The sequence below is a fragment of the Kitasatospora sp. NPDC001660 genome, assembly GCF_053596725.1.
This window is the reverse complement of sequence record NZ_JBSFGU010000005.1, coordinates 271,486-292,669: the sequence shown is the minus strand read 5'-3', so window position 1 is coordinate 292,669 and position 21,184 is coordinate 271,486. Positions and strand designations below refer to the sequence as shown.

General features: G+C 74.1%; 11 protein-coding genes. 4 read left to right on the top strand and 7 right to left on the bottom strand.

What is annotated here, in order from left to right:
- Positions 1-27 precede the first annotated feature (27 nt).
- The 4 genes from ACWCXH_RS08340 to ACWCXH_RS08325 form a co-directional block, all read right to left on the bottom strand.
- Positions 28-162, bottom strand: coding sequence for an ATP dependent DNA ligase (locus tag ACWCXH_RS08340; RefSeq protein WP_449800561.1), 135 nt, complete (start codon positions 160-162; stop codon positions 28-30).
- 306 nt (positions 163-468) lie between these two features.
- Complete coding sequence (locus tag ACWCXH_RS08335) at positions 469-1,077, bottom strand: DNA polymerase ligase N-terminal domain-containing protein (protein ID WP_449800560.1); 609 nt, start codon at positions 1,075-1,077, stop codon at positions 469-471.
- Complete coding sequence (locus tag ACWCXH_RS08330) at positions 1,074-5,624, bottom strand: HAD-IC family P-type ATPase (RefSeq protein ID WP_449800559.1); 4,551 nt, start codon at positions 5,622-5,624, stop codon at positions 1,074-1,076. The genes ACWCXH_RS08335 and ACWCXH_RS08330 overlap by 4 nt, the downstream gene beginning before the upstream one ends.
- A 25-nt stretch (positions 5,625-5,649) precedes the next feature.
- Complete coding sequence (locus ACWCXH_RS08325; RefSeq protein ID WP_449800558.1) at positions 5,650-6,078, bottom strand: hypothetical protein; 429 nt, start codon at positions 6,076-6,078, stop codon at positions 5,650-5,652.
- Between ACWCXH_RS08325 and ACWCXH_RS08320 the strand changes: the two genes are divergently transcribed.
- Positions 6,067-6,588 (top strand): hypothetical protein, encoded by a 522-nt coding sequence (locus tag ACWCXH_RS08320; protein WP_449800557.1) that lies wholly within the window; start codon positions 6,067-6,069, stop codon positions 6,586-6,588. The genes ACWCXH_RS08325 and ACWCXH_RS08320 overlap by 12 nt on opposite strands.
- On the opposite strand, the gene ACWCXH_RS08315 is transcribed toward ACWCXH_RS08320, so the two are convergent.
- From ACWCXH_RS08315 to ACWCXH_RS08305, 3 genes are all read right to left on the bottom strand, one after another.
- Positions 6,482-7,822: an NADH-quinone oxidoreductase subunit D gene (locus ACWCXH_RS08315; RefSeq protein WP_449800556.1), complete on the bottom strand. Its 1,341-nt coding sequence runs from the start codon at positions 7,820-7,822 to the stop codon at positions 6,482-6,484. The genes ACWCXH_RS08320 and ACWCXH_RS08315 overlap by 107 nt on opposite strands.
- Before the next feature lie 432 nt (positions 7,823-8,254).
- A complete protein-coding gene (locus tag ACWCXH_RS08310) occupies positions 8,255-9,640 on the bottom strand; it encodes a rhodanese-like domain-containing protein (RefSeq protein WP_449800555.1) in 1,386 nt (461 codons plus the stop codon).
- A gap of 197 nt (positions 9,641-9,837) precedes the next feature.
- Positions 9,838-11,787, bottom strand: coding sequence for an Ig domain-containing protein (locus ACWCXH_RS08305; protein WP_449800554.1), 1,950 nt, complete (start codon positions 11,785-11,787; stop codon positions 9,838-9,840).
- 227 nt (positions 11,788-12,014) lie between these two features.
- Here ACWCXH_RS08305 and ACWCXH_RS08300 point away from each other — a divergent pair, with 227 nt between their 5' ends.
- The 3 genes from ACWCXH_RS08300 (at position 12,015) to fxsT (ending at position 21,167) form a co-directional block, all read left to right on the top strand.
- The gene (locus ACWCXH_RS08300) at positions 12,015-14,354 is read left to right on the top strand and encodes an RICIN domain-containing protein (protein WP_449800553.1); all 2,340 of its coding nucleotides are present in this window, start codon (positions 12,015-12,017) and stop codon (positions 14,352-14,354) included.
- A 100-nt stretch (positions 14,355-14,454) separates the two neighbouring features.
- Positions 14,455-15,198: an SOS response-associated peptidase gene (locus tag ACWCXH_RS08295; protein ID WP_449800552.1), complete on the top strand. Its 744-nt coding sequence runs from the start codon at positions 14,455-14,457 to the stop codon at positions 15,196-15,198.
- Positions 15,199-15,299: 101 nt separating this feature from the next.
- Positions 15,300-21,167: an FxSxx-COOH system tetratricopeptide repeat protein gene (gene fxsT / locus ACWCXH_RS08290; protein WP_449800551.1), complete on the top strand. Its 5,868-nt coding sequence runs from the start codon at positions 15,300-15,302 to the stop codon at positions 21,165-21,167.
- Positions 21,168-21,184 lie beyond the last annotated feature (17 nt).

Genomic DNA, 21,184 nt, shown 5'->3' with positions numbered 1-21,184 from the left:
GTTCCTCCCTGGATGGCTGCTCACGGATCACCTCGCGGGCGGGCTTGTCGTCGCGCTGCCGGGGTAGCGGGGGTGGCGCAGCCTGCCCGCGCGGGTCCATTCGGCGAAGCCGATCTGGGCGACCAGTTCGGGGCGCACCCAGTGGACGGTGCGTTCGCGCACCTCGTCGGCGAACGGCGAGCGGCGCCGTTCGAGGCCGTCGAGCCGTTCGCGCAGGCCTGATCGGCGATAACGTCGACGATCTCCGGGTAGGTGGCGTTCAGGTGCTTCCCGTTGCGGGAGAGCAGGAGGGTGTCCCGGCCTTGACGGGTGGCGAGGACGCGGATGCCGTCCGGTTTGCGTTCGAAGATCCAGCTGTCGTCGAAGTCCCGGCGGTCGGAGAGCACCGCCGGCATGGGGGTGCCCGGCGAGGCCCGGGCCGGGGGGTCCGGCGCTGTTGGCGGCCCAGAAGGCGGTCGAGCGGATTCGTCATGGCGCGCCGCCGACCGTCTGGGCGGTCTGCTTCAGGGTGTGCCCGGAGCGCACCGAGCGTGCCCGGGTCGGGTCGGGCGTGCCGTCGGTGGCGGCGCCGGCGTCCGCGTGCTTGACCAGGAGCCAGGCCTCCCGGCCGTCCGAACGCTTCGTGCGGATGCGGGTGAGGGAGTAGCCGCCGTGGAGCTTGTGCCCGTACAGACGGAAGGAGGCGTGTCCGCGCTCCAGCGCGTCGGCGAGCGGGAGGTCGTGGCCGGCCCGGTCGGTGGAGAGGTTGCGGTAGCTGCCCTCGTCCCAGACGATCACGGTGCCCGCGCCGTACTCGCCCTCGGCGATGACACCCTCGAACTCGCGGTACTCCAGCGGGTGGTCCTCGGTGGGCATGGCGAGGCGCTTGTCGTGCGGGTCGCGGGACGGGCCCTTGGGCACGGCCCAGGACCTCAGGACGCCGTCGACCTCCAGGCGGACGTCGAAGTGCATGGCCGTCGCGTCGTGGATCTGTACGACGAACGAGGGGCGCGCGCCTGGATCGGTCCGGCCTCCTTCGGGCTCGGCGGTCTTCGAGAAGTCCCGGCGCCGGTGGTACTCGGCGAGGGTGTCCTTCATGGCGTGCTCCTTCGACCGGACGACCGCGGACCGGCCCTCCGCACCTCCGCCACGGCCCGGGCGAGGGCCAGCAGCAACAACCGCTCGATCTGCGGGATGAGCGGCGGCGCCGCCACGGCGACGGCGATCGACGCTGCGACGCCCGCCCAGGCCACCGGGCCGAGCGGGGTGCAGCCGAAGAACCGGCTGACGCCCGGCGTCTGGATGACGGCCGCGAGCGCGGCGGCGGAGCCCAGGACGGTCGCCAGGACCAGGGGGCTGCGCCGCCGTCCGGTCAGGGTCTGGGCGAGCTGGGCGCCGACGACGCCGCACAGGGCCATGGTGCTGGTGCGCCGGGCGGAGCCGGGGGTGGCGGTGCCGATGAGCCACGCGGTGGTCGCGCCGAGGGCGGTCACCAGGCCCCGGTGCCGGATCTGCCGGGCCAGCGGCGCGTCGAGGGGCGCGGTGCCCGCGCGCGGGGCGCTCTCCCCCGTCGGCTGGTCGTCCCGTGGCGTGACGGCGACGGCCATCGCCGGGAACATGTCGGTGAGCAGGTTGACGAGCAGGATCTGGCGGGTGGACATCGGGGCGCGCCCCGACAGCAGGGTGCCGAGCAGGGAGAAGCCGATCTCGCCGGCGTTGCCCCCGATCAGGATGGTGATCGCGTCCGCCACGCTGCGCCACAGGGCGCGGCCCTCGTCGACGGCGTCGGTCAGGACGGTCAGCTCGTCGTCGGTGATCACCAGGTCCGCCGCGTTGCGGGCCGCCGCCGAGCCGCGGGCGGCGATGCCGATCCCGATGTCGGCGGAGCGGATGGCGGCGGCGTCGTTGGCCCCGTCGCCCACCATCGCCACGACCCGTCCCGCCTCCCGCAGCGCCTCGACGACCAGCACCTTCTGCTCCGGCGCGACCCGGGCGACGACGTCGCAGCCGCGCAGCCGGCGGGCTCGGCCCGTCCGGTCGAGGCCGGCCAGGTCGTCGCCGGTGGCCAGTTCGAGGTCCTCGGGCCAGCCCAGCGCGACGGCCACCGCGCGGGCCGTGGCCGGGTGGTCGCCGGTGAGCATGACCGGCCGCACCCCGGCCCGCCGCAGTCCCTCGACCAGCGCGGCGGACCCGGCGCGCGGAGTGTCCGCCAGGGCGACGAAGCCGACGAGCTCCAACCGCTCCAGCGGCCGGTCGACCGTCTCGTCACCGTCGACGAGGGGCCGGTTGGCGACGGCGAGGACCCGCAGGCCCTCCGCGCCCAGGGCGGCCACGGTCGCGGCCTGCTCCTTCCCTGCGCCGGGGCAGGCCGGCAGGACGCTCTCGGGTGCGCCCTTCACCACGAGCAGTTCGCGGCCCTCCTCGTCGGCCCCGGTCGCGGCGGCGTAGCCGCGGCTGGCCTCGAACGGGAGCACCTGGTCGGGCGCCCAGCCGAGTTCGTCCGGCGCGGCGGTGAGAACCGCCTCGTCGGTGGAGTGGGCGTGCACGGCCGTGCGGTCGTCGGCGGGCGGGCAGGCGCGGGCCGCCATCCGCAGGACGGGCGTCGCGGCCGGGTCGTCGGCGGGGTGCAGGGTGCCGTCGGCCGCGCCGACGCGGGTCAGCCGCAGGCGGTTCTCGGTGAGGGTGCCGGTCTTGTCGAAGCAGACGGTGTCCATCCGGCCGAGCGCCTCCAGGGCGCGCGGGGTGCGAACCAGGACGCCGTGCCGGCTGAGCCGGCGGGCCGCGGCCAGCTGGGCGACCGTCGCCACCAGCGGCAGGCCCTCCGGCACGGCGGCCACCGCGACCGCCAGCCCGCCCCGGACGGCCTGGCGCACCGGGCGCCCGCGCAGCACGGCCAGGCCGGCGACGGCGGCTCCGCCCAGCAGGGTGAACGGCAGGCTGCGGTTGGTCAGTTCGCGCAGCCGGGCCTGGACGCCGGCCGCCGGCGGGGTGCGGGCGGCGAGGTGCGCGGCCCGTCCGGCCTCGGTGTCGTCCCCTGTGCCGACGACGGCGGCACGGGCGTGGCCGGCCACGACGGTGGTGCCCTCGAAGACCATGCAGCGGCGGTCGGCGACCGGGGCCTCGGGGGTCGCGTCCACCTGTTTCGCGGCGGGGAGGGACTCGCCGGTCAACGAGGACTCGTCGACCTCCAGGTCGTGGACGTCGAGCAGCCGGGCGTCGGCGGGCACCACGTCGCCCGTGTTGAGATCGATCACCTGGCCGGGCGCCAGATCGGTGGACCTGACCCTGCGGGTCCGGCTCCCGTCGACCACCCTAATTTTCTGATGTTGCGTCACTTCCAGGGCAGCGAGCGCGTGTTCGGCACGCAGTCGCTGCACCGAGCCGATCAGCGCGTTCACCGCCAGCGCTCCGGCGACCAGCAGTGCGTCCACGGTCGAGCCCAGCAGGGCGGAGGCGGTCGCCCCGACCAGCAGGACCGGCGTCAGCGGATCGTCGAGTTCGGAGCGCATCGCGCCGATCAGGCGGCCCGCCAGACGCACGGGGGCGAACGCCGGCAGCCGCTGCACCCGGCGGAGGGCGTCCGACGGTGCCCGCAGGCCCTCGGGGCGCGCCGAGCGGCGGATGGAATCGAGCCGGGCCAGCGCCTCCCGGGGCCCGAGGGCGTGCCACGGGGTGCGCGGCGGCGGGTGGGGCGCGCTCCGCGTGCTGACGCGCAGCGCGGCGCGCCAGCCCGAGACGAGGGCCGCGGCGGTCGCGGCGTTGACGGGCGAGAGGCGGATGCCGACCGGGAGGGTGCCGTGCGGCCGCCGGCCCCGGGTCACGACCAGGAGCCCGGACAGCGCGGCACTCGCCTCGGCCAGGATCCTGGAATGCCGGGCGACGGCGCGGGCGGCGGGAATCGCGGCCAGCAGCCGCCAGGCGGATTCGAGACCGTTCAGCAGGAGGAGGTCCGCGCCCCACACCACCGCGCTGTCGCCGTCGGTGACCGCGACCGCGAGGTCGCTGCGCAGCAGTCCGGCGAGCAGCTCCTGGGCACTGTCCGTCAACTCGGAATCATCGCCGGCCGGAACACGCGCCACCGTGAACACCACCCGCCCGCTGCGCTGGAGTTGACGCACGACCTCGATCAACGGCCGTTCAGCGCCGACCAGTTCATCGGCGAGCGCGCAGAAGTCGCCGAGCGTGCCGTCGTCGGCCACCACGACATGCAGCCCGGCGCGCCGGGCGGCGTCCAGCGCGGCCTCCGCGAGCGGGGCGATCTCCCGGCCCACCAGGACCGTACCGACGTCCTCACCGTCGGCAGCGGCGACCATCAGACCCGTCTCTGATCCCAACTGGTCCGGCACCGGGCGAAGTTCAAGGCCAGATTCAGCCGTTGAAGGATCCAGGGCAGCGGCGGCGGCCTGCCACAGCCGGTCGTGGTCCCAGCCGGGTGCGTTGGGGTGGGCCTCAAGGACCGTTCTCGCCGTGCCGCGCAGTGAGTCAGGGTGCAGGACAACGGTGTCGACCAGCTCCAGTCGGCGCAGCCGCTCCGGGCTGCGGACCAGGACGCCTTCGCGGGCGAGCTCGGTGCCCAGCGCGGCGGTGAACGCGGCCGGGCCGTAGCGCGCGGCCTTCGGGTTTCCCGCCACCAGCCCCTCGGCCGCCTCCGCGAGGTTGCGGGTGAACAGCAGGGCCGCGGCGGAGCCGAGCAGGGTGCCGCCCACCGCCTGGTCCTCGTACTCATCGCAGGGCAGCGGACGCAGCGCCGGGCGACGGATCCCCTCGCCTGCCACGCTCAGCCGTTCGGGCGCGCAGACCGTGTCGTGCGCGGAGTCGAAGGCGGCGGCACCGGCGATCGTCTCCATCAGCCGGCCGGTGCGCAGCACCGCGTCCAGGGCCAACGCGGTGGGCGACTGCCCCACCCCGTAGGCCGCCGCTCCGGCGGCAGCCAGCACCAGGTCGGCGGCGGTGTCGCCGAGTCGGCGGCGGAGCCGTGTGCGGACCTCCGGGTCCTCACGGAGCAGGGCGAGCATGGCCGTGGCCGGCCGTGGCGCGGTCCTCAGCGAAATCGCCCGCGCTCCCATGGCGGTCGCGAAGCCCACCACGTCGCAGCCGAGGGCGATCGCCTGCGCGCGCACGCTGCCGGTCCGGCCGGGGTGCGCGCTCTCCAGGACCTCCTCGTCCACCCGCTCCAGGCGCTGATCGGCGGCGAGTTCGGTGGCGCGGTCCACGACGCGCTCGGTGACGGCGTCCTGGGTCAGCTGCACCACCAGCCGGGCGAGGCCGCCGTCCCAGTAGGCGGCGACCACGTCCGGCCGCTTGGCCAGCCCGAGCGCCACCTTCCGCGCCGCCGCCTCCAGGTTCCGCGCTCTGCTGGCGGCTGCGCCCGCGCGCGGGCGCAGCGGTAGCTGAACCCGGGATCCGGCCTGCCAGTAGCCCCGGCCCGCCTCAGCCGCGTTACGGGTCACCCGCCCCACGCGGCGCGCCGTCGCAGCGGCCGCGGTGGCGGTGTACGCGGTTGTGCGGACCCCGGCCCCGGCGGCCTCGACCGCCACCCGGGCGGCGGCCCGGGCCGTGGGAACCGCCGAGCGCGCGACGGCCACCGGCACGGCTACGGTCAGTCCGAGACCGGCCGCCGACAGTCGGGTCAGGAGGCGCAGCACCGTGGCTCATCCTCGGGCGACCGCGTCACGCGGCCTTTCGTCCGGGGGACCGGGCCGAGGCAGTCGTACGGCGTTTGCTCGACGTCCTGCGCCTCGTACCGGCGCTCGGTTTGCCGGCCGGCTTACGCCGTGCGGACTTCGGTGCCGGCGTCGGAGCCACTGTGCGCGTCGGTCGCGACTGGGTCAGCCACACGGCCGCCGCGCCGGCCGCCGCGACCGGCCAGTCGACCGCCCCCAGCGCACCGAGCAACCCGGCGCCGGTGTAGGCGGCGATACGGCGCGCCTGCGGCGACACGAGTCCCACGGTGTCGAGCACGCCGTCGACCACTCCCCCGACGGTCCTGGCACCCGGCGCGCGGCGCACGACGGACGCCGCCGTGTCGACCGGCCGAAGCAACAACGCACCCGGCGAAGAGGCGGATGATCCGGCTGAGGTGGATGCGTGCTCGTTCATGGTGGTTTTCCGATCAGCTCTCGAACGCACAGGCCGACCCTGGAGGTCTACCAGCGCGTTTGTCCTACCAGCGTCTACCCAACGACACCCGGACAAACAGGCGGATCACGCACCGGCCGTTGGACCTGGCCCGGACCGGGCAGGCGCGCCATCCTCGGCACCCCGGGGCCGGAAGCCGACTACCGCGCTGTACCCCGGGTCGCTTTCACCGACCCCGAGATCGGCGCCGTGGGCCTGACCAAGGGGACCGCCTGCCGGCAGGGCCTGCGAATCCGCACCGGCACCGCCTTCCTGCTCGGCGCGCGGCTGGATCCACAAGGCGGGCAACGAGGGCCTGATCGAGCTGATCGAGGACATCGACCGCGGCGTCCTCGTAGGCGCCACCTCCGCGGTGCGGCGGCTCTCACCGGTCCACGCCCCCCATCACCGGGTCGATGCTCGCCACCGCGACGACGACGTCCGCGACCTGCCCGCCCTCGCACATCGCGGCCATCGTCTGCAGGTTGGTGAAGCTCGGGTCGCGGAAGTGCACCCGGTACGGCCGCGTGCCGCCATCGGAGACGACATGCACGCCCAGCTCACCCCTGGCGGACTCGACCGCCGCATAGGCCTGCCCCGGCGGGACGCGGAAGCCCTCCGTCACCAGCTTGAAGTGGTGGATCAGCGCCTCCATGGACTCTCCCATGATCTTCCGGATGTGGTGGAGCGAGTTGCCCAACCCGTCAGGGCCGACGGCCAGTTGGGCGGGCCAGGCGATCTTCTTGTCGCCCACCATGACCGGGCCCGGACGCAGCCGCTCCAGGCACTGCTCGACGATCCGCAGCGACTGGCGCATCTCCTCCAGCCGGATCAGGAACCGACCGTAGGAGTCCGCGGTGCAGGCCACCGCGACGTCGAACTCGTAGTTCTCGTAGCCGCAGTAGGGGTCGGTCTTGCGCAGGTCGTGCGGCAGGCCGGTGGCCCGCAGGATCGGCCCGGTGGCGCCGAGCGCCAGGCAGCCGGCCAGGTCCAGGTGGCCGACGTCGACCAGTCGGGCCTTGAAGGCCGGATTGTTGGTCGCCAGCTTGTCGTACTCGTGCATCCGGGAGCGCAGCAGCTTCACGCCTTCGCGGATCTGATCCGGTGCACCCGGGGGCAGGTCCTGCGCCAGGCCGCCCGGCCGGACGTAGCCGTGGTTCATGCGCAGGCCCGTCACCAGCTCGAAGATGTCGAGGATGACCTCGCGGTCCCGGAAGCCGTAGACCATCAGCGTGGTGGAGCCGATCTCCATCCCGCCGGCGGCCAGCGCCACCAGGTGCGAGGAGATCCGGTTGAGCTCCATCATCAGCACCCGGATCACGCTCGCCCGGTCCGGAACCTGCTCGGTGATCCCGAGCAGCTTCTCCACCGCGAGGCAGTAGGCGGTCTCGTTGAACAGCGGGGTCAGGTAGTCCATGCGGGTCACGAAGGTCGTGCCCTGGACCCAGTTGCGGAACTCCATGTTCTTCTCGATGCCGGTGTGCAGGTAGCCGATGCCGCAGCGGGCCTGTCTCACCGTCTCGCCGTCGATCTCCAGGACCAGGCGCAGCACGCCGTGCGTGGACGGGTGCTGCGGACCCATGTTGACGATGATCCGCTCGTCGTCCGCCCGTTCTCGTCGCTGCGCGTCACCGGCGACCTCGTCCCAGTCGCCGCCGGTGACGGTGTAAACGCGGCCCTCGGTCGTGTCCCGCGCTCCTGCCGACTCGTGCTCGATGCCGCTCATCAGCCGCTTGGCCTCCGCTCGGGTCGCCGGTCGCGTCTGTGTGTCCGTGTCGCGGCGCGCGATCGGGCGCGACGTGCCGTAGCCCGTCTCGGCCGGCCGGGCCTCGCGCCAGCCGCACGGGCACGACTTGGCGGCATGGGCTGCTCAAATCCAGGATCGCGCACATCTGCCATGAACACCCGGCCGGACCGGCAGCGCACCAGCCACGGCCATACCGCGGAACAGTCAGGGGGTTCCGGGCCGGGCAGACCGTTTTCGTGATCGGCACGCACCACGCCGAAGGCCCGACGGGACGGCCCGCTCAGCCGGGACGCAACGGCTTGCCGCCTGCGGCGTGAAGGGCGGGCACATGGACTGGCTGCCGCTGGATCGGCCGCGGGATCGGCGATTCATCACGTCCCGCGGCCCGGTGGTGGGCCGGGACGGCTGGGTTCAGGCGCGGTCGGGGTGGGTGAGGGTGTGCCAGGCGTTGTAGCCGCCGAGGAGGTCGGAGACGTCGGTGTGGCCGTGGTGGCGCAGCAGGCTGGCGGCGATGGAGGAGCGGTGGCCGCTGGCGCAGTGGACGACCAGGGGGCGGTCGGTGGGGATCTCGTTCAGGCGGCGGGGGAGTTCGGCCAGGGCGATGTGCAGGGATCCTTCGATGAATCCTGTTTCGCGTTCGCCGCAGGTGCGCACGTCCAGGACGGTGGGGGGCTGCTCGCCGGCGAGTGCGGTGCGGAGCTGGTCGGCGGTGAGGCGGCTGGCGGCGGTGACCTCGTCGGCGAGGGCGGGCAGGGCGTTGCCGGGGTTGCGCAGGTAGCCGGCGATGTGATCGAAGCCGATGCGGGCGAGGCGGGTGACGACCTCGTCCTCGCGGTCCTGCGGGGCGATGATCGCGATGGTGCTGTCGGGGGTGAGGACGGTGCCGGCCTGTTCGGCGAAGCGGCCGTCGACGGGGACGTTGATGGCCCCGCGGACGTGTCCCGCGCCGAAGTCCTGGGGGCTGCGGGCGTCGAGGACGACGGCGCCTGCGGTGCGGACCTCCTTGAAGCTTTCGGGGCACAGGGGGCGGGCGGCGTTCGTGCGGTCGAGCAGCGGGTGGTCCTGCCGGTTGAGGGCGGCGTCGTGGCCGAAGTAGGCGGGGGTGGCGGACTGGCCGGCGGTGACGATGCGGACGAAGGCGTCCTGGTCCATGGGCTGGCAGGCGTAGTTGGTCAGGCGCTGCGTGCCGATGGTGGACTGCTTCTCGGTGGAGAGGTTCTTGCCGCAGGCGGAGCCGGCGCCGTGAGCGGGGAAGACGCGGACCTGGTCGGGCAGGGCCATGAGCTTGTGGTGGACGCTGTCGTAGAGCATGGCGCCGAGATCCTCGGCGGTGACGCCGGCGGAGGCGAGCAGGTCGGGGCGGCCGACGTCGCCGACGAACAGGGCGTCGCCGGTGAGTACGCCGTAAGGGGATTCGTCGGTGGCGTGCTCGTAGACGAGGATGCTGATCGACTCGGGGGTGTGTCCGGGGGTCTCCATGATCTGGAGGGTGACGTCGCCGAGGGAGATGCGTTCGCCGTCGGTGAGGTGGCGGATGGGGTACTCGGTCTCGGCACGGTGGCCGTAGCCGATCCAGGCGCCGGTGCGGTCGGCGAGTTCGAGGTGGCCGGCCAGGAAGTCGGCGTGGAAGTGGGTGTTGATCACGGCCTCGACGGTGAAGCCGCGGGCCTCGGCGTCGGCGACGTACTCGTCGACGTCCCGGCGCGGGTCGACGACGACGGCTCGGCCGGTGCTCTCGTCGGCGATCAGGTACGAGGCCTGGGAGAGGCAGTCGAGGTAGAACTGGGCGAAGTACACGTGGACCTCCTGGGCGGTGCACTGCGGCGCCGCGAGATGATCTCGATACCCCTCTCGGTATGTCTACCAGCATACGACCGCCACGGCCGAATACCAGCGGGGGTATAGTCGAACGATTTCGACAACACCCCCGGGGGGTACTATGCCGTTGCGCGTTCCGGGGCCCCGCCCACATCGACGGGACCCCGGAACCCGGCTCAGGTCAGCTTCACCGACGCGTCGTCGACCAGGAACGCGGTCTTCCCGCTCGGCGAGTGCGCGACCAGCTTGATCCCCACCGTCGACCCGAACTCGGCCGTCACGTACGGCGTCAGGTCGAAGGACTGCCACTGGTAGCCGTTGGTCGCGTCCAGGTTGGTCCACGTCTTGACGGTCGCCATGTACTTGCCGCTCCACTGGTCGTACAGCTCCAGCGAGAGCGTGTCCGCCGCCGAACCGCCGGGCGCGGAGGCGCCTTGGGCACTACCCGTGATGTTCAGCCAGAAGGAGAGGAACTCCCTGCTGTACCCGGGGGTGGTCTCCACCCACTGGGTGATCGAGTCGTCCGTCGCGGTGTTCTGCCCGAGCCACGCGTACGTCGCGCCGCCGTGCGCCTGGTGCGCGGTGGACGGCGTGATGATGTTGTAGCCGGACGGGTTCCAGACGCTGTGGTCGGCGGTGCCGTTCTCGAAGCCCGGGTCGTTGAGCTGCTCGATCGCGGCGCAGCCGTACTGCGGGCCCTTGAAGAACCCGGCCCAGAAGGTCTGGCTCTGGGTGTTCCCCCGGTCGTCCTGGCCGGTCACCGTGACGCTCTTCCAGCCGGTCGCGTGCGTGGTGCCGGTGATGTGGCCGGCGGCCGGGTCGATCCGCAGGCCGGCGGGCAGGCCCTTGGCGCTGTAGGTGATCGGGCGCCCGGCGCGGTCGGAGGCGAGGACGGGGATGTCGACGGGCTTTCCGCTCTCGATCGTCTGCGTGCAGGGCTGGGTGACGAGGAGCTGCGCGTTCGCGAACACCGGGTCGTCACCCATGCACAGGTGGTCGTAGTTGGACCACGTGGTCTGGACGGGGAACGCACCGGTGGACAACTGGAGGTTGAACATCCCGCCGTTGCGGCCGACCGGGATCCAGGAGCACTTGTCGCCGTTCTCCTGGCCGGTCGCGTCCGTCCAGGCGCCGGAGGCGTTCTGGTCGGTGATGGTCTCGGCGTACTCGTGGCCGCCGATGATGCCGTAGCCGTCGAGCCGGCCGCGCGCGCCCGGGTTGATCCAGTTGGTGCCGCAGGCGGGCACGTCGGTCAGGTACGGCATGAGGGTGTAGGCGAGGGTGCCGGCCGAGCTGCGCATGAAGGTGTGCCAGGCGCAGTAGCCGAGCTCCTTCCACTTGTCGGAGTCCAGGCCCTGCCCGGTGTTGATGATGTACTGCACGTCCCGGTTCCGGTTCGGGTCCGTGTTGCCGAAGTGCTTGGCGGCGGCGACGACTTCGGCCGCGATCTCCGGCTCGGTGGCGGCCTTCGGCGCGGGCGCCGCGTTGTCCACCCACACGCCCGCGAGGGTCTGGCCGGCCACCGGCATGCCGACGTGGTTGGCGTCGGACGGGCAGTAGGACGAGCCGGGGGCGATGCCCTCGCAGTACTGGGTCATCACGCGGGACCACGTGTCGGTGCTGCTGCCCAGTCCCTTGAAGAAGTCCTGCTGGTAGGGCGCGGCGCTGTCGGGGTCGCCGGAGAGCGTGACGTTGCCGGTGGCCGCGTCGGTGCCCGGGGTGCCCCACTGGCTGCCCCAGTAGATCAGGTAGACCTTCGGCTGGCCGGTGGTGACGCCGATGGAGTCCTGACCTCCGCGGTAGGTCATCTGCAGGTCGTAGTTGTTGCGCGGGGCGGCGGTGGCGCGGGTGGCGGCGGTGGCATTGGCCGCCTGGCGCTGGGCGAAGGTCGTGGCGTTGGGCATCACGTGCGGCCGGGTGGCGCCGACCTGCACCCAGGTGCCGTCGATCTGCCGCCAGCCCTCGGCGGCCGGGTGCGGGTCCGCGGGCACGGGCGCCGGGGTCGGCGACGGCTCCGACCGGGCGAAGGCCGTACCGGCGGTACCGGTGCCGACGAGGCCGAGGACGAGCGCCCCGAGCAGGAGTTTCCGGAGCGATCCGGCGAGACGTGAGCGTGCGGTAGGCACAGGGAGGTCCTGACTCTCGGTCGAAGGGAGCGGGAACGGACGGCCGCCCGGACGCACCCGTTGACGGGGCTCGGCGACGGCATGTGAAATGACACATGTCACCGGTCACATGGGTCAAGACCTGCGGGCCGAGGTTCGCGCCCGTACTTGTCCCGGCGGGATTTGAACGTTCAACACCGTTCCCCGCCACCCACCGCCCACCCCCGTCGGACGCCCAGGAGCCCCACATGCCCCCCGCACTGCCTCCCCTACGCGGCACCCTGTCGTCGGGCCTCGCCGCCCTGGCCGTCCTCGCCGCCACCGCGGCCCCGGCCCGGGCGACCGGCGAGGAGCCGGTGGACGGCGGAACCTACGTCATATCGGCTTCTTCGGACCGAAGTTGCCTCGGGCCGCGATTCGCCCGGTCCGCCGTCGGCACCCCGGCCGTCACCGCAGCCTGCCAGGGCCTGCTCAGCCAGCGCTGGCAGCTGCGCCGCAGCGCCGACGGCCACCTCCTCGTCAACGCCGCGAGCGGAGCCTGCCTGGCCGCCGACCTCACCGCCGCCGACTGCACCGGCGCCGCGCGCTTCACCGTCTCCCCCGCCCCGGGCGGCTACACCCTCGCCACCGACGGCCGCTGCCTCACCGCCCGCCACGACGGCCCGGTCCGCGCCCAGCCCTGCACACCGAGACCCGCCCAGCGCTGGACACTCACCCGCACCGAGCCGCTCGTCCTCACCGACCCCGGCTTCGAACAGGGTACCGACGGCTGGACGTTCACCGAGCACACCGGCGTCGCCACCAACAACCCGCACACCGGCACCCGCCTCGCCTACCTCGACGCGGGCACCGGATACCGCGTCAGCCAGGAGGTCAGCGCCGTCACCGACGGAACGTACGACCTGTCCGCGTGGATCGCCGGCGGCGCGGCGGGCGGCACGTTCTCCGTCGCCGTCAACGGCGCCGTCGTCCGCTCCCTCACCCTCCCCGACCAGCCCGTCTACGCCAAGTACACCCTCCCCCGCGTGCACGTCGTGCCCGGCGACCGGCTGACACTCGCGATCGGCTCCTCCCCCACCGGCTGGGTCAACGTCGACGAGGCCTCGGTGGCCCCCTCCGCCCCCAACGACCCGCTCATCAGCTCCTCCGACCCCGAGGTCGTCGCCCTCTTCGACTGGGCCAAGACCAAGGCCAACAGCTGGGTCCAGCAGGCCGGGGCACCCGGCGTCCTCAACCTGGACGAGAACGATCCCGGTGGCACCGGCACCGCGTCCTACGACACCACCTACTGGGCCGGGTACCCGTTCCGCTCCGACTTCTACAGCCGCGACTTCGCCCACCAGCTCGCCGGTGCCCACCTGCTGGGGCTCGACGCCCAGAACAAGACCATGCTGCGCGCCTTCGCCGCCTCAGCGACCGACGCGAACGGACTGTACCCGGTGTGGTCCGTCAACTTCGACGCCAAGACCCCCGGCAGCATCGACTACCGCAGCCCCAGCAGCTTCGTCCGGGAACTCCCCGCTCCCTTCGAACTCGTGGAGAAGACCGGCGAGGCCTACCGCTGGACCGGCGACCGCGACTACACCGACGACCCCGCGCTCACCCGCTACGTCCGCAACACCCTCGGCCCGTTCATCGCCCGCCACCCCGGCCCGATCGACAACGGCGGCCTGCCGATCCCGCAGGCCACCAGCCGCAACATCTTCAAGGGCACCGCGAGCTACGCCGAGAACGCCACCACCACCTACGCCGAGGCCGGCGACGCCCTCGCCGCCCAGTACCAGGCCTACCTCGCCGCCGCGACCCTCGCCGACGCCCGCGGCGACCACCCCGCGGCCACCACCTACCGCCGGGCCGCCGAAACGCTCCGCGAGTACGCCAACTCCACCTGGACGGTGGACCCGCAGCACCCCGACGCCGTCGTCCACGGCTACGACACCACCGGCCGCCCGCTCACCGACTGGGGCTACGAGGCGAGCATCCTGATGCCCGCGAAGCGCCTCCTCGACCCGGGCCCACGCCGGGACGCCCACCTCGCCGCCATCGACGCCCAGGACTCCGGCCCGCAGCGCTCCGACAACCTGGAGGCCTACACCTACCTCCCCGACGCCTTCTTCGCCGCCCAGGACGGCGACACGGCGTGGAAGTGGATGCGCACCATCTACGAGGCCGTGCCCCAGGTCCACACCAGCGGCCGCATGCTGAACGGCGACTACCCCGAGATCCCGTTCACCCTCCTCTCCCAGACCGTCCAAGGCCTCCTGGGCCTCACCCCGAACGCCTCCACCGGCTCCGTCGTGACGACCCCCCACCTCCCCGCGTCCATGGGCTGGCTCCAGGTCACCGACATCCCGATCGGCGACACCCACATCACCCTCCGCCAGGACGCCCACCACAGCACGACCCTCACCAACACCGGCCGCACACCGCTGACTTGGGAGGCCCGTCTCCCCGGCGCGCACCCCGCCCTCACCATCGACGGCACTGCGCACCCGGCCCGGACCACGACGGCCGACGGCACCACCTACACCACCATCACGCTCCACGTAGTCCCCGGCCGGAGCACGACCGTGGCCGTCTCGGACTGAGGCACGACGAGCCGGTCACTCCCCGACGGGCCCGACGGTGGAGACCGGGGCCGGTGCGGGAGGTGAGCGTTTGCCGGTCGGGAGTGGCAGGGTGGGGAGCATGTGCGGCCGTTTCGTCTCCACCACCACTCCCCAGGACCTCGTCAGCCTCCTCGGCGAGCTCCGCTGGGACCCCGCCGAGGCCCTCGCCCCGAGCTGGAACGTCGCCCCGACCGACCCCGTCCCGGCGGTGCTCGAACGGGTCGACCGGGAGACCGGCGAGCTGCTGCGGCAGTTCCGCCCGCTGCGCTGGGGACTCGTCCCGTCCTGGTCCAAGGACCCGTCCGGCGGCGCCCGCATGATCAACGCGCGCTCGGAGACCGTCCACGAGAAGCCCGCCTTCCGCAAGGCCTTCGCCACCCGGCGCTGTGTGGTCCCCGCCGACGGCTACTTCGAGTGGCGCGAGGTCCCGGCGGAGGCCGACCGCAAGAAGTACAAGCAGCCGTACTTCCTCAGCACCGGCTCGGTGATGCTGATGGCCGGCCTGTACGAGTTCTGGCGCGACCGCACCCGCGACGAGGACGACCCCGCCGCCTGGCTCGCCACCACGACCATCATCACCACCGACGCGACGGACACCGCCGGGCGCGTGCACGACCGCATGCCGCTCACCATCGCCCCGGACGACGTGGCCACCTGGCTCGCCCCCGACGTCACCGACCCCACCGAGCTCCACCACCTGCTCCGCCGCCCCGCCGACGGCGCCCTGCGCGTGCGGGCCGTCTCGACGGCCGTCAACAGCGTCCGCTCCAACGGCCCGCAGCTGCTCGACACCGCCGAGGACCCGCTGGGGCTGGCGGACTAGCAGTGGATCTGCCTGGGCAATTTCGCTGACAGCCCGCTGATCCCCCGTTACGGTTGGCGAGCAAGCCGACAACAGGGGGTGGCGTCACAGTGATCACGTCGATGACGACGCACGCCCGACCCGAGGGCGGCCTGCCCGACCAGGAGGCGTTCGAGCAGCGCCGCCGCCCGTCCGCGCCCTCCGCCACCGCCGTCAACCCGCACACCGAGCAGCGCAGCGTCGTCCTGCCGCCCGCCGCCGCGCGGGCCGCGCTCAGCGTCGAGGCCACCCCGCCCTGGCACAACCTCCCGCCCCGCTCCGGCGGCGGCTTCGTCGGGCGCGACGCCGCGCTCCAGGCCATCGGCGAGGCGCTCGCCGACGGCGACGGCAGCGGGCTCGTCACCCAGGCCACCACGCTGCACGGCCTCGGCGGCGTCGGGAAGACCACCCTCGCCCTGCACTACGCCTACGACCACGTCGACGACTACCGGATCATCTGGTGGATCACCGCCGAGTCCGAGGAACAGCTCGCCGAGGCCTTCGCCGACCTCGCCGTCCACCTGTACCCGTCCTGGGCGCTCACCGCCTCCCCGGGCCAGCAGGTCGAGTGGGCGCTGGCCTGGCTGCGGGCGCACGACCGCTGGCTGCTCGTCTTCGACAACGCCGAGGACCCGCTCCACCTCACGCCCTACCTCGGCCGCCTCCTCGGCTGCGGCCACCAGCTCGTCACCAGCCGCCGCGCGAGCGGCTGGCACCCGGGCATCCGGCGCGTCCGGATCGACGTGCTCGACGCGCCCGAGGCCGCCCGGCTGCTGTGCGACACCGCCTACCCGGGCGCCACCGTGGACGCGGCCGAGCAGGCCGAGGCCCGGTCGCTCGCCGACGAGCTCGGCCACCTCCCGCTCGCCCTCGCCCACGCCGGGGCGTTCGTCCAGCAGACCCGCACCACCTTCGCCGCCTGCCGACGCCGCCTGCTGCGCTCCGCGAGCCCCGGTGGGACCGCGCGGCCGACCACCCTCGACACGGTCGCCCGGCTGTGGCAGACCACGCTGCACACCGTCCAGAGCACCGCGCCGTTCGCCGTCGAGCTGCTGCGCACACTCGCCTGGTACGCCCCCGAGGCGCTGCCGCGCGAGGCCCTGGTGCCGTTCGGCGCGCGCCGGCCGGAGGAGGTGGACGCCGCGCTCCAGCTGCTCGCCGACTACAACCTGATCACCCTCGGCCGGTCGACGGTCGCCGTGCACCGGCTGCTGCAGAACGTGCTGCGCGGCGCGGACGGCGGACGGAAGGTGCGCGGGCGGGCCGAGCAGCAGCTCGCCGAGGCGGCGGTGCGGCTGTGGCCGGAGGCCGACCTGCGGATCCGCCGGGCGCTGCTGCCGCACATCCGGGAGCTGGCCGCCACCGGCCCGTCCGAGCGGCCGACGGCGGAGACGGTCGCGCTCTACCGGCTGGCGGCCGAGGAGTTCACCGACAAGGCGCAGCGGGTGTTCGCGATCCCGCTGGTGACGGCACTGGCGGACGGTCAGGCGCGGCTGCTGGGCGCCTACCACCCCGACACCGTCACCACCCGCGGGCGGCTCGCCGAACTGCACGCCCGCACCGGCGACCCGGCCCGGGCGATCGCCATGACCCGGTCCGTGATCGCCGACCGCGTCCACCTCCTCGGCCCGGACCACCCGGCCGTCCTCGGCGACCGCAACACGCTCGGCCACGCGTACCGGAGGTCGGGCCAGCACTCCCTCGCCGTCGACGAGTTCACCTCGGTGGTGGCCGACCGGAGCAGGGTGCTCGGCGCCGACCACCGCGACACCCTGTCGAGCCGGGCCGGCCTCGCGTACGCGCTCCAGACGGCCGGGCGCCACGCGGAGGCGGTGGCCGAGTTCGAGCGCGTGCTGGCCGACGCGGCCCGGGTGCTCGGGCCCGACCACCCGGACACGCTGACCCGCCGGATCGGCCTGGCCTTCGCCCAACTCACGGCGGGCGAGCACCGGTTGGCCGTCGCCCTGTACGAGGAAGCGGTGGCCGACCGCACCCGCGTGCTCGGCGCCGACCACCCCGACACCCTCACCAGCCGCGGCTGGCTGGCCGCCGCCCACGCCGTCGCCGGCGGCCACCCGGCGGCGGTCGCGGGCTACGAGGCGGTCGTCCGCGACCGCACCCGCGTCCAGGGCCCGGACCACCCGCAGACCCTCGCCGCCCGGTGCCGCCTCGCGCTCGCGCGCAGCGACGCGGGCAGCCCGGCGGTGGCCGTGGCCGAGTACGCGGAGGTGGTCGACGACTACACCCGCGCCCTCGGCCCCGACCACCCCGAGACCCTCGCCGCCCGCACCGGCCTCGCCCGCGCCCACCGCGAGGCCGGCCGGTACCGCCGCGCGGTCGAGCTGCATCGTGCTCTGGTGCAGGACCGGGCCCGCGTCCAGGGGCCCGACCACCCCGACACCCTGGAGGAGCGCGGCGACCTCGCGTACGCCCTGCGCCTCGCCGGGCCGGCGGCGCGCGAACTGCCGGAGCGGGAGCGGCTGGTGGCGGACCGGATCCGGGTCCACGGCCCGGACCACCCGCACACCCTGGCGGAGCGGGCCCACCTGGCGTGGGCGCTCCAGGCCGCCGGGCGCCCGCGCGCGGCGCTCGCGGAGTGGGAGCGGCTGGTCCAGGAGCGCACCCGGGTCCACGGCCCCGACCACGTGGAGACGCTGAACGCCCGGTCGGGACTCGCGCAGGGGTGCGGTGAAGCCGGCGACCAGCTTCGCAGGGTCGAGCTGTGCGACGCGCTGGTCGCGGACCGGCTACGGATCCAGGGGGCCGACCATCCCGACACCCTCGGTGCCCGTCGCTGGCAGGCGCTGGCCCACGGGGACGCCGGGGACCACCGCCACGCGCTGAGCCTGTTCGAGGCGCTCGCCGCCGATACGGCCCGGGTCCAGGGCAGGGACCACCCGGACACCCTCAACTGCCGCTCCTGGCTGGCCGCCGCCCACCATCGCGTGAGCGACCACCGAGGGGCGCTGGCGCTGTACGCCATGCTCGTGGCCGACCGCACCCGGGTACTGGGCCCGGACCACCCCGACACCCTGGACGCCCGGTTCTGGCTCGCCGCCACGCACCGGGACAACGGCGACCCCCGGCGGGCCGTCGTCCTGCACGAGGAACTGGCCGCCGACCGGACCCGCGTCGAAGGTCCGCACCACCCGGAGGTCCTGACCGACCGCCTGGCGGTGGCCCGCTCGCTGACAGCCGCGGGCGAGCACGTCCGGGCGCTCGGCCGCTACCCGGCCCTGATCACCGACAGCTCGCGCGTGCTCGGCCCCGACCACCACGACACGCTCAACACCCGCTGGTGGCAGGCCCTCGCGCACCGGGACGCCGGCGGCCACGCCCGCGCGCTCGAACTCCTCGACGCCCTCGTGGCCGACTGCACCCGGGTGTACGGACCCGACCACCGCACCACGCTCAACAACCGCTGGTGGCAGGCCCTCACACACCGCGGCACCGATGACCACGCCGGCGCGCTCGAACGCTTCGACGCCCTCGTCACCGACAACACCCGGGTGCACGGCCCCGACCACCCCGACACCCTCCAAGCCCGCGACGGGCTGCTCTGGACCTGCTGGGCCGCCCGCGACCTGCGGCGTGCGCTGGACCTCGCCGGTGCGCTCGTGGCTGACCGGACCCGAGTCCTCGGCCCCGATCATCCGGAGACCCTCGGCACCCGGTTCACGTTCGCCTGGATCGTCCGCGAGACGGGCGACCACCGGCGGACGGTCGCACTGTTCGAGGCGTTGGTGCCCGACCGCACACGCGCGCTCGGCGCCGACCATCCCGCGGTACTCGGCGACCGGGGGTGGCTCGCGGCCGGGTATCGGGAGGTGAACGACTTCCCACGGGCGACGGAACTGTGCGAGGCCCTGCTCCCGGACCAGCTGCGCCTGCTGGGACCGGACCACTCCGGCACCTTCAACACCAGGTCCGTCCTCGCCTCGATCCACCAGATGGCGGGCCGGCCCGGGCTCGCGGTCACGCTCGTCGAGGAACTGCTCCGGGACCGTGTCCGGGTCCAGGGCCCCGACCACCCGGCCACCCTCGCCGAGCGCGCCGCCCTCGCCACCGCCCGGGAGCTGGCGGGCCTGCTCCACCAGGCGCTGGCGGACCGCGAGCTGCTGCTCGCCGACCGGATCCGCATCCAGGGCCCGGAGCACGTGGACACCCTCGGCCAGCGTTCCGCCGTGGCTGCCACGTACCGGGAGCTCGGCGAGGCCGAACGGGCCGTCGAACTGTACGAGGCGCTGGTCGCCGACCGCGTCCGCATCCAGGGCCCGGACCACCCGGACACCCTCCACGAGCGCTGCGGCCTCGCGACCGCCCTGGCCCGGACCGGCCGGACGCGTTCGGCGATCGCCGAACGCGAAGCCGTCGCCGCCGACCGCGCCCGTGTGCTCGGCCCCGACCACCTGGACACCCTCACTGCCGCCGCCTCGCTCGGCCACGAACTCCGCCGGTACTGGCAACACGGCCGCGCTGCCGCGGTCTACGAGCGTGTCCGGTCCGGCCGCACCCGGGCCCTGGGCGCCGAGCACCCCCTGACGCTCGACGCCTGGGACGAGATCGCGCGCAATCACTACACCGCGGGCCACCGCGACGAGGCCGTCTCCTGCTACCAGGAAGTCCTGGCCGCGAGGGCGGCGGCCCTCGGGGAGAGCAACCGCCAGGTACTGCTGGCGCGCCACAACCTCGCCAACGCCCGGCTGCTGGCCGGGGACCACGACACCGCCGTCGCCGACTGCACCGCCCTGGTCGCCGACGCGTTCCGGTTCGTCGGCGCCGCCCATCCCATGGCCGTCCGGAGCGAGGTCGGCCTCGCGCTCGCGCACCGGGCGAGCGGGGACCAGGAGGCCGCCACGCGTCTGGCGGCCGAGCTCGCTGCCAGGACCCGCGAGACCATGGACACGGCCGACCACCGGTCCCTCATCGCCCGTGAGGTCCACGGCCTCGTGCTGGCCGACGGCCCCCGCCCGCTGCGGGCCGTCGTCCTCCTGGAGGAACTCGCCACTGACGCCACCGAGGCGCACGGCCCACGCCACTGCGGCACCCTGAGCATCCGCCAGAGCCTCGCGTACGCCCGCCTCCGCGCAGGGGATCACGCCGGGGCCGTCCGGATCTACACAGGCATCGTCGCCGACCGGCTTCCGCTCGCGGGATCGAGTGCCGCCGCGCTGCTGGCTGTCGGGCACCGGAGGCTCGACGATCGGGCGCTGTCCGTCGGCGCCGAGCAGCCTCGTGTCATCAGCCTGTACCCCACCCTCGCCGTCGGCCTCGGGCAGGCGCTCGCCGGGGCGGGGCGCCAGGAGGCCGCCCGGGACCTGCTCGCCGCCGTGTGCGCCGGGCGGGACGTCGTCATGGGGGCCGGGCATCCGCTGGCCGTGGAAAGCCGGGCGGCCCTCGACGGGTTAGCGGAGCTGCCCGCCGCCGCCGTCCTGCCGGCCGCACCGGACCTGCCCCTGCCCGCGCGGCGGGCGCGGCGAACGGCCGTGACGGTGTCCCGCACGGCGTGGCGCCCCCGGCTCACCCTGCTCGACGAGCCCGCGCCCGGAACCACCCTGCGGCTCGAACTGCGGCTGGAGCCCGACGCGCCCGGCGCCGACCCCCGCGAGCTGCCGGACCTGCGGCTCGTCGCCGCCGTCGCCTCGGACGCCGCGCTCGAACCGCCCGTCGCCGCCTACACGCCCGGTCGCGAGCCGGCCGTACTCGCGCTGACGCCCGCCGTGCCGGGGCGGCACCGGGTGCGGATCACCGTGTACGACGCCGGCCACGGCGCCGCCCTCCAGGACCTCACCGCCGTCGTGGACGTGCCGCCGGCGCCTCGGCGCGGCGACCACCGGACGGGCGGCCACCAATCGGGCGGCCACGAGATCGCCGGCCAGGTGACCATGAACACGGGCCCCTCCTTCGGGCTCGCCGCCCGCGCGAACCCCGACCTGAACCCCCGGATCTGACCGCAGGAGTGACCCAC

Excerpts from the sequence above, each read along its gene's own strand:
- ACWCXH_RS08315 (WP_449800556.1), bottom strand. The coding sequence starts at position 7,822 with ATGAGCGGCATCGAGCACGAGTCGGCAGGAGCGCGGGACACGACCGAG.
- fxsT (WP_449800551.1), top strand. The coding sequence starts at position 15,300 with ATGACGACGCACGCCCGACCCGAGGGCGGCCTGCCCGACCAGGAGGCG.
- ACWCXH_RS08325 (WP_449800558.1), bottom strand. The coding sequence starts at position 6,078 with ATGAACGAGCACGCATCCACCTCAGCCGGATCATCCGCCTCTTCGCCG.
- ACWCXH_RS08295 (WP_449800552.1), top strand. The coding sequence starts at position 14,455 with ATGTGCGGCCGTTTCGTCTCCACCACCACTCCCCAGGACCTCGTCAGC.
- ACWCXH_RS08300 (WP_449800553.1), top strand. The coding sequence starts at position 12,015 with ATGCCCCCCGCACTGCCTCCCCTACGCGGCACCCTGTCGTCGGGCCTC.
- ACWCXH_RS08335 (WP_449800560.1), bottom strand. The coding sequence starts at position 1,077 with ATGAAGGACACCCTCGCCGAGTACCACCGGCGCCGGGACTTCTCGAAG.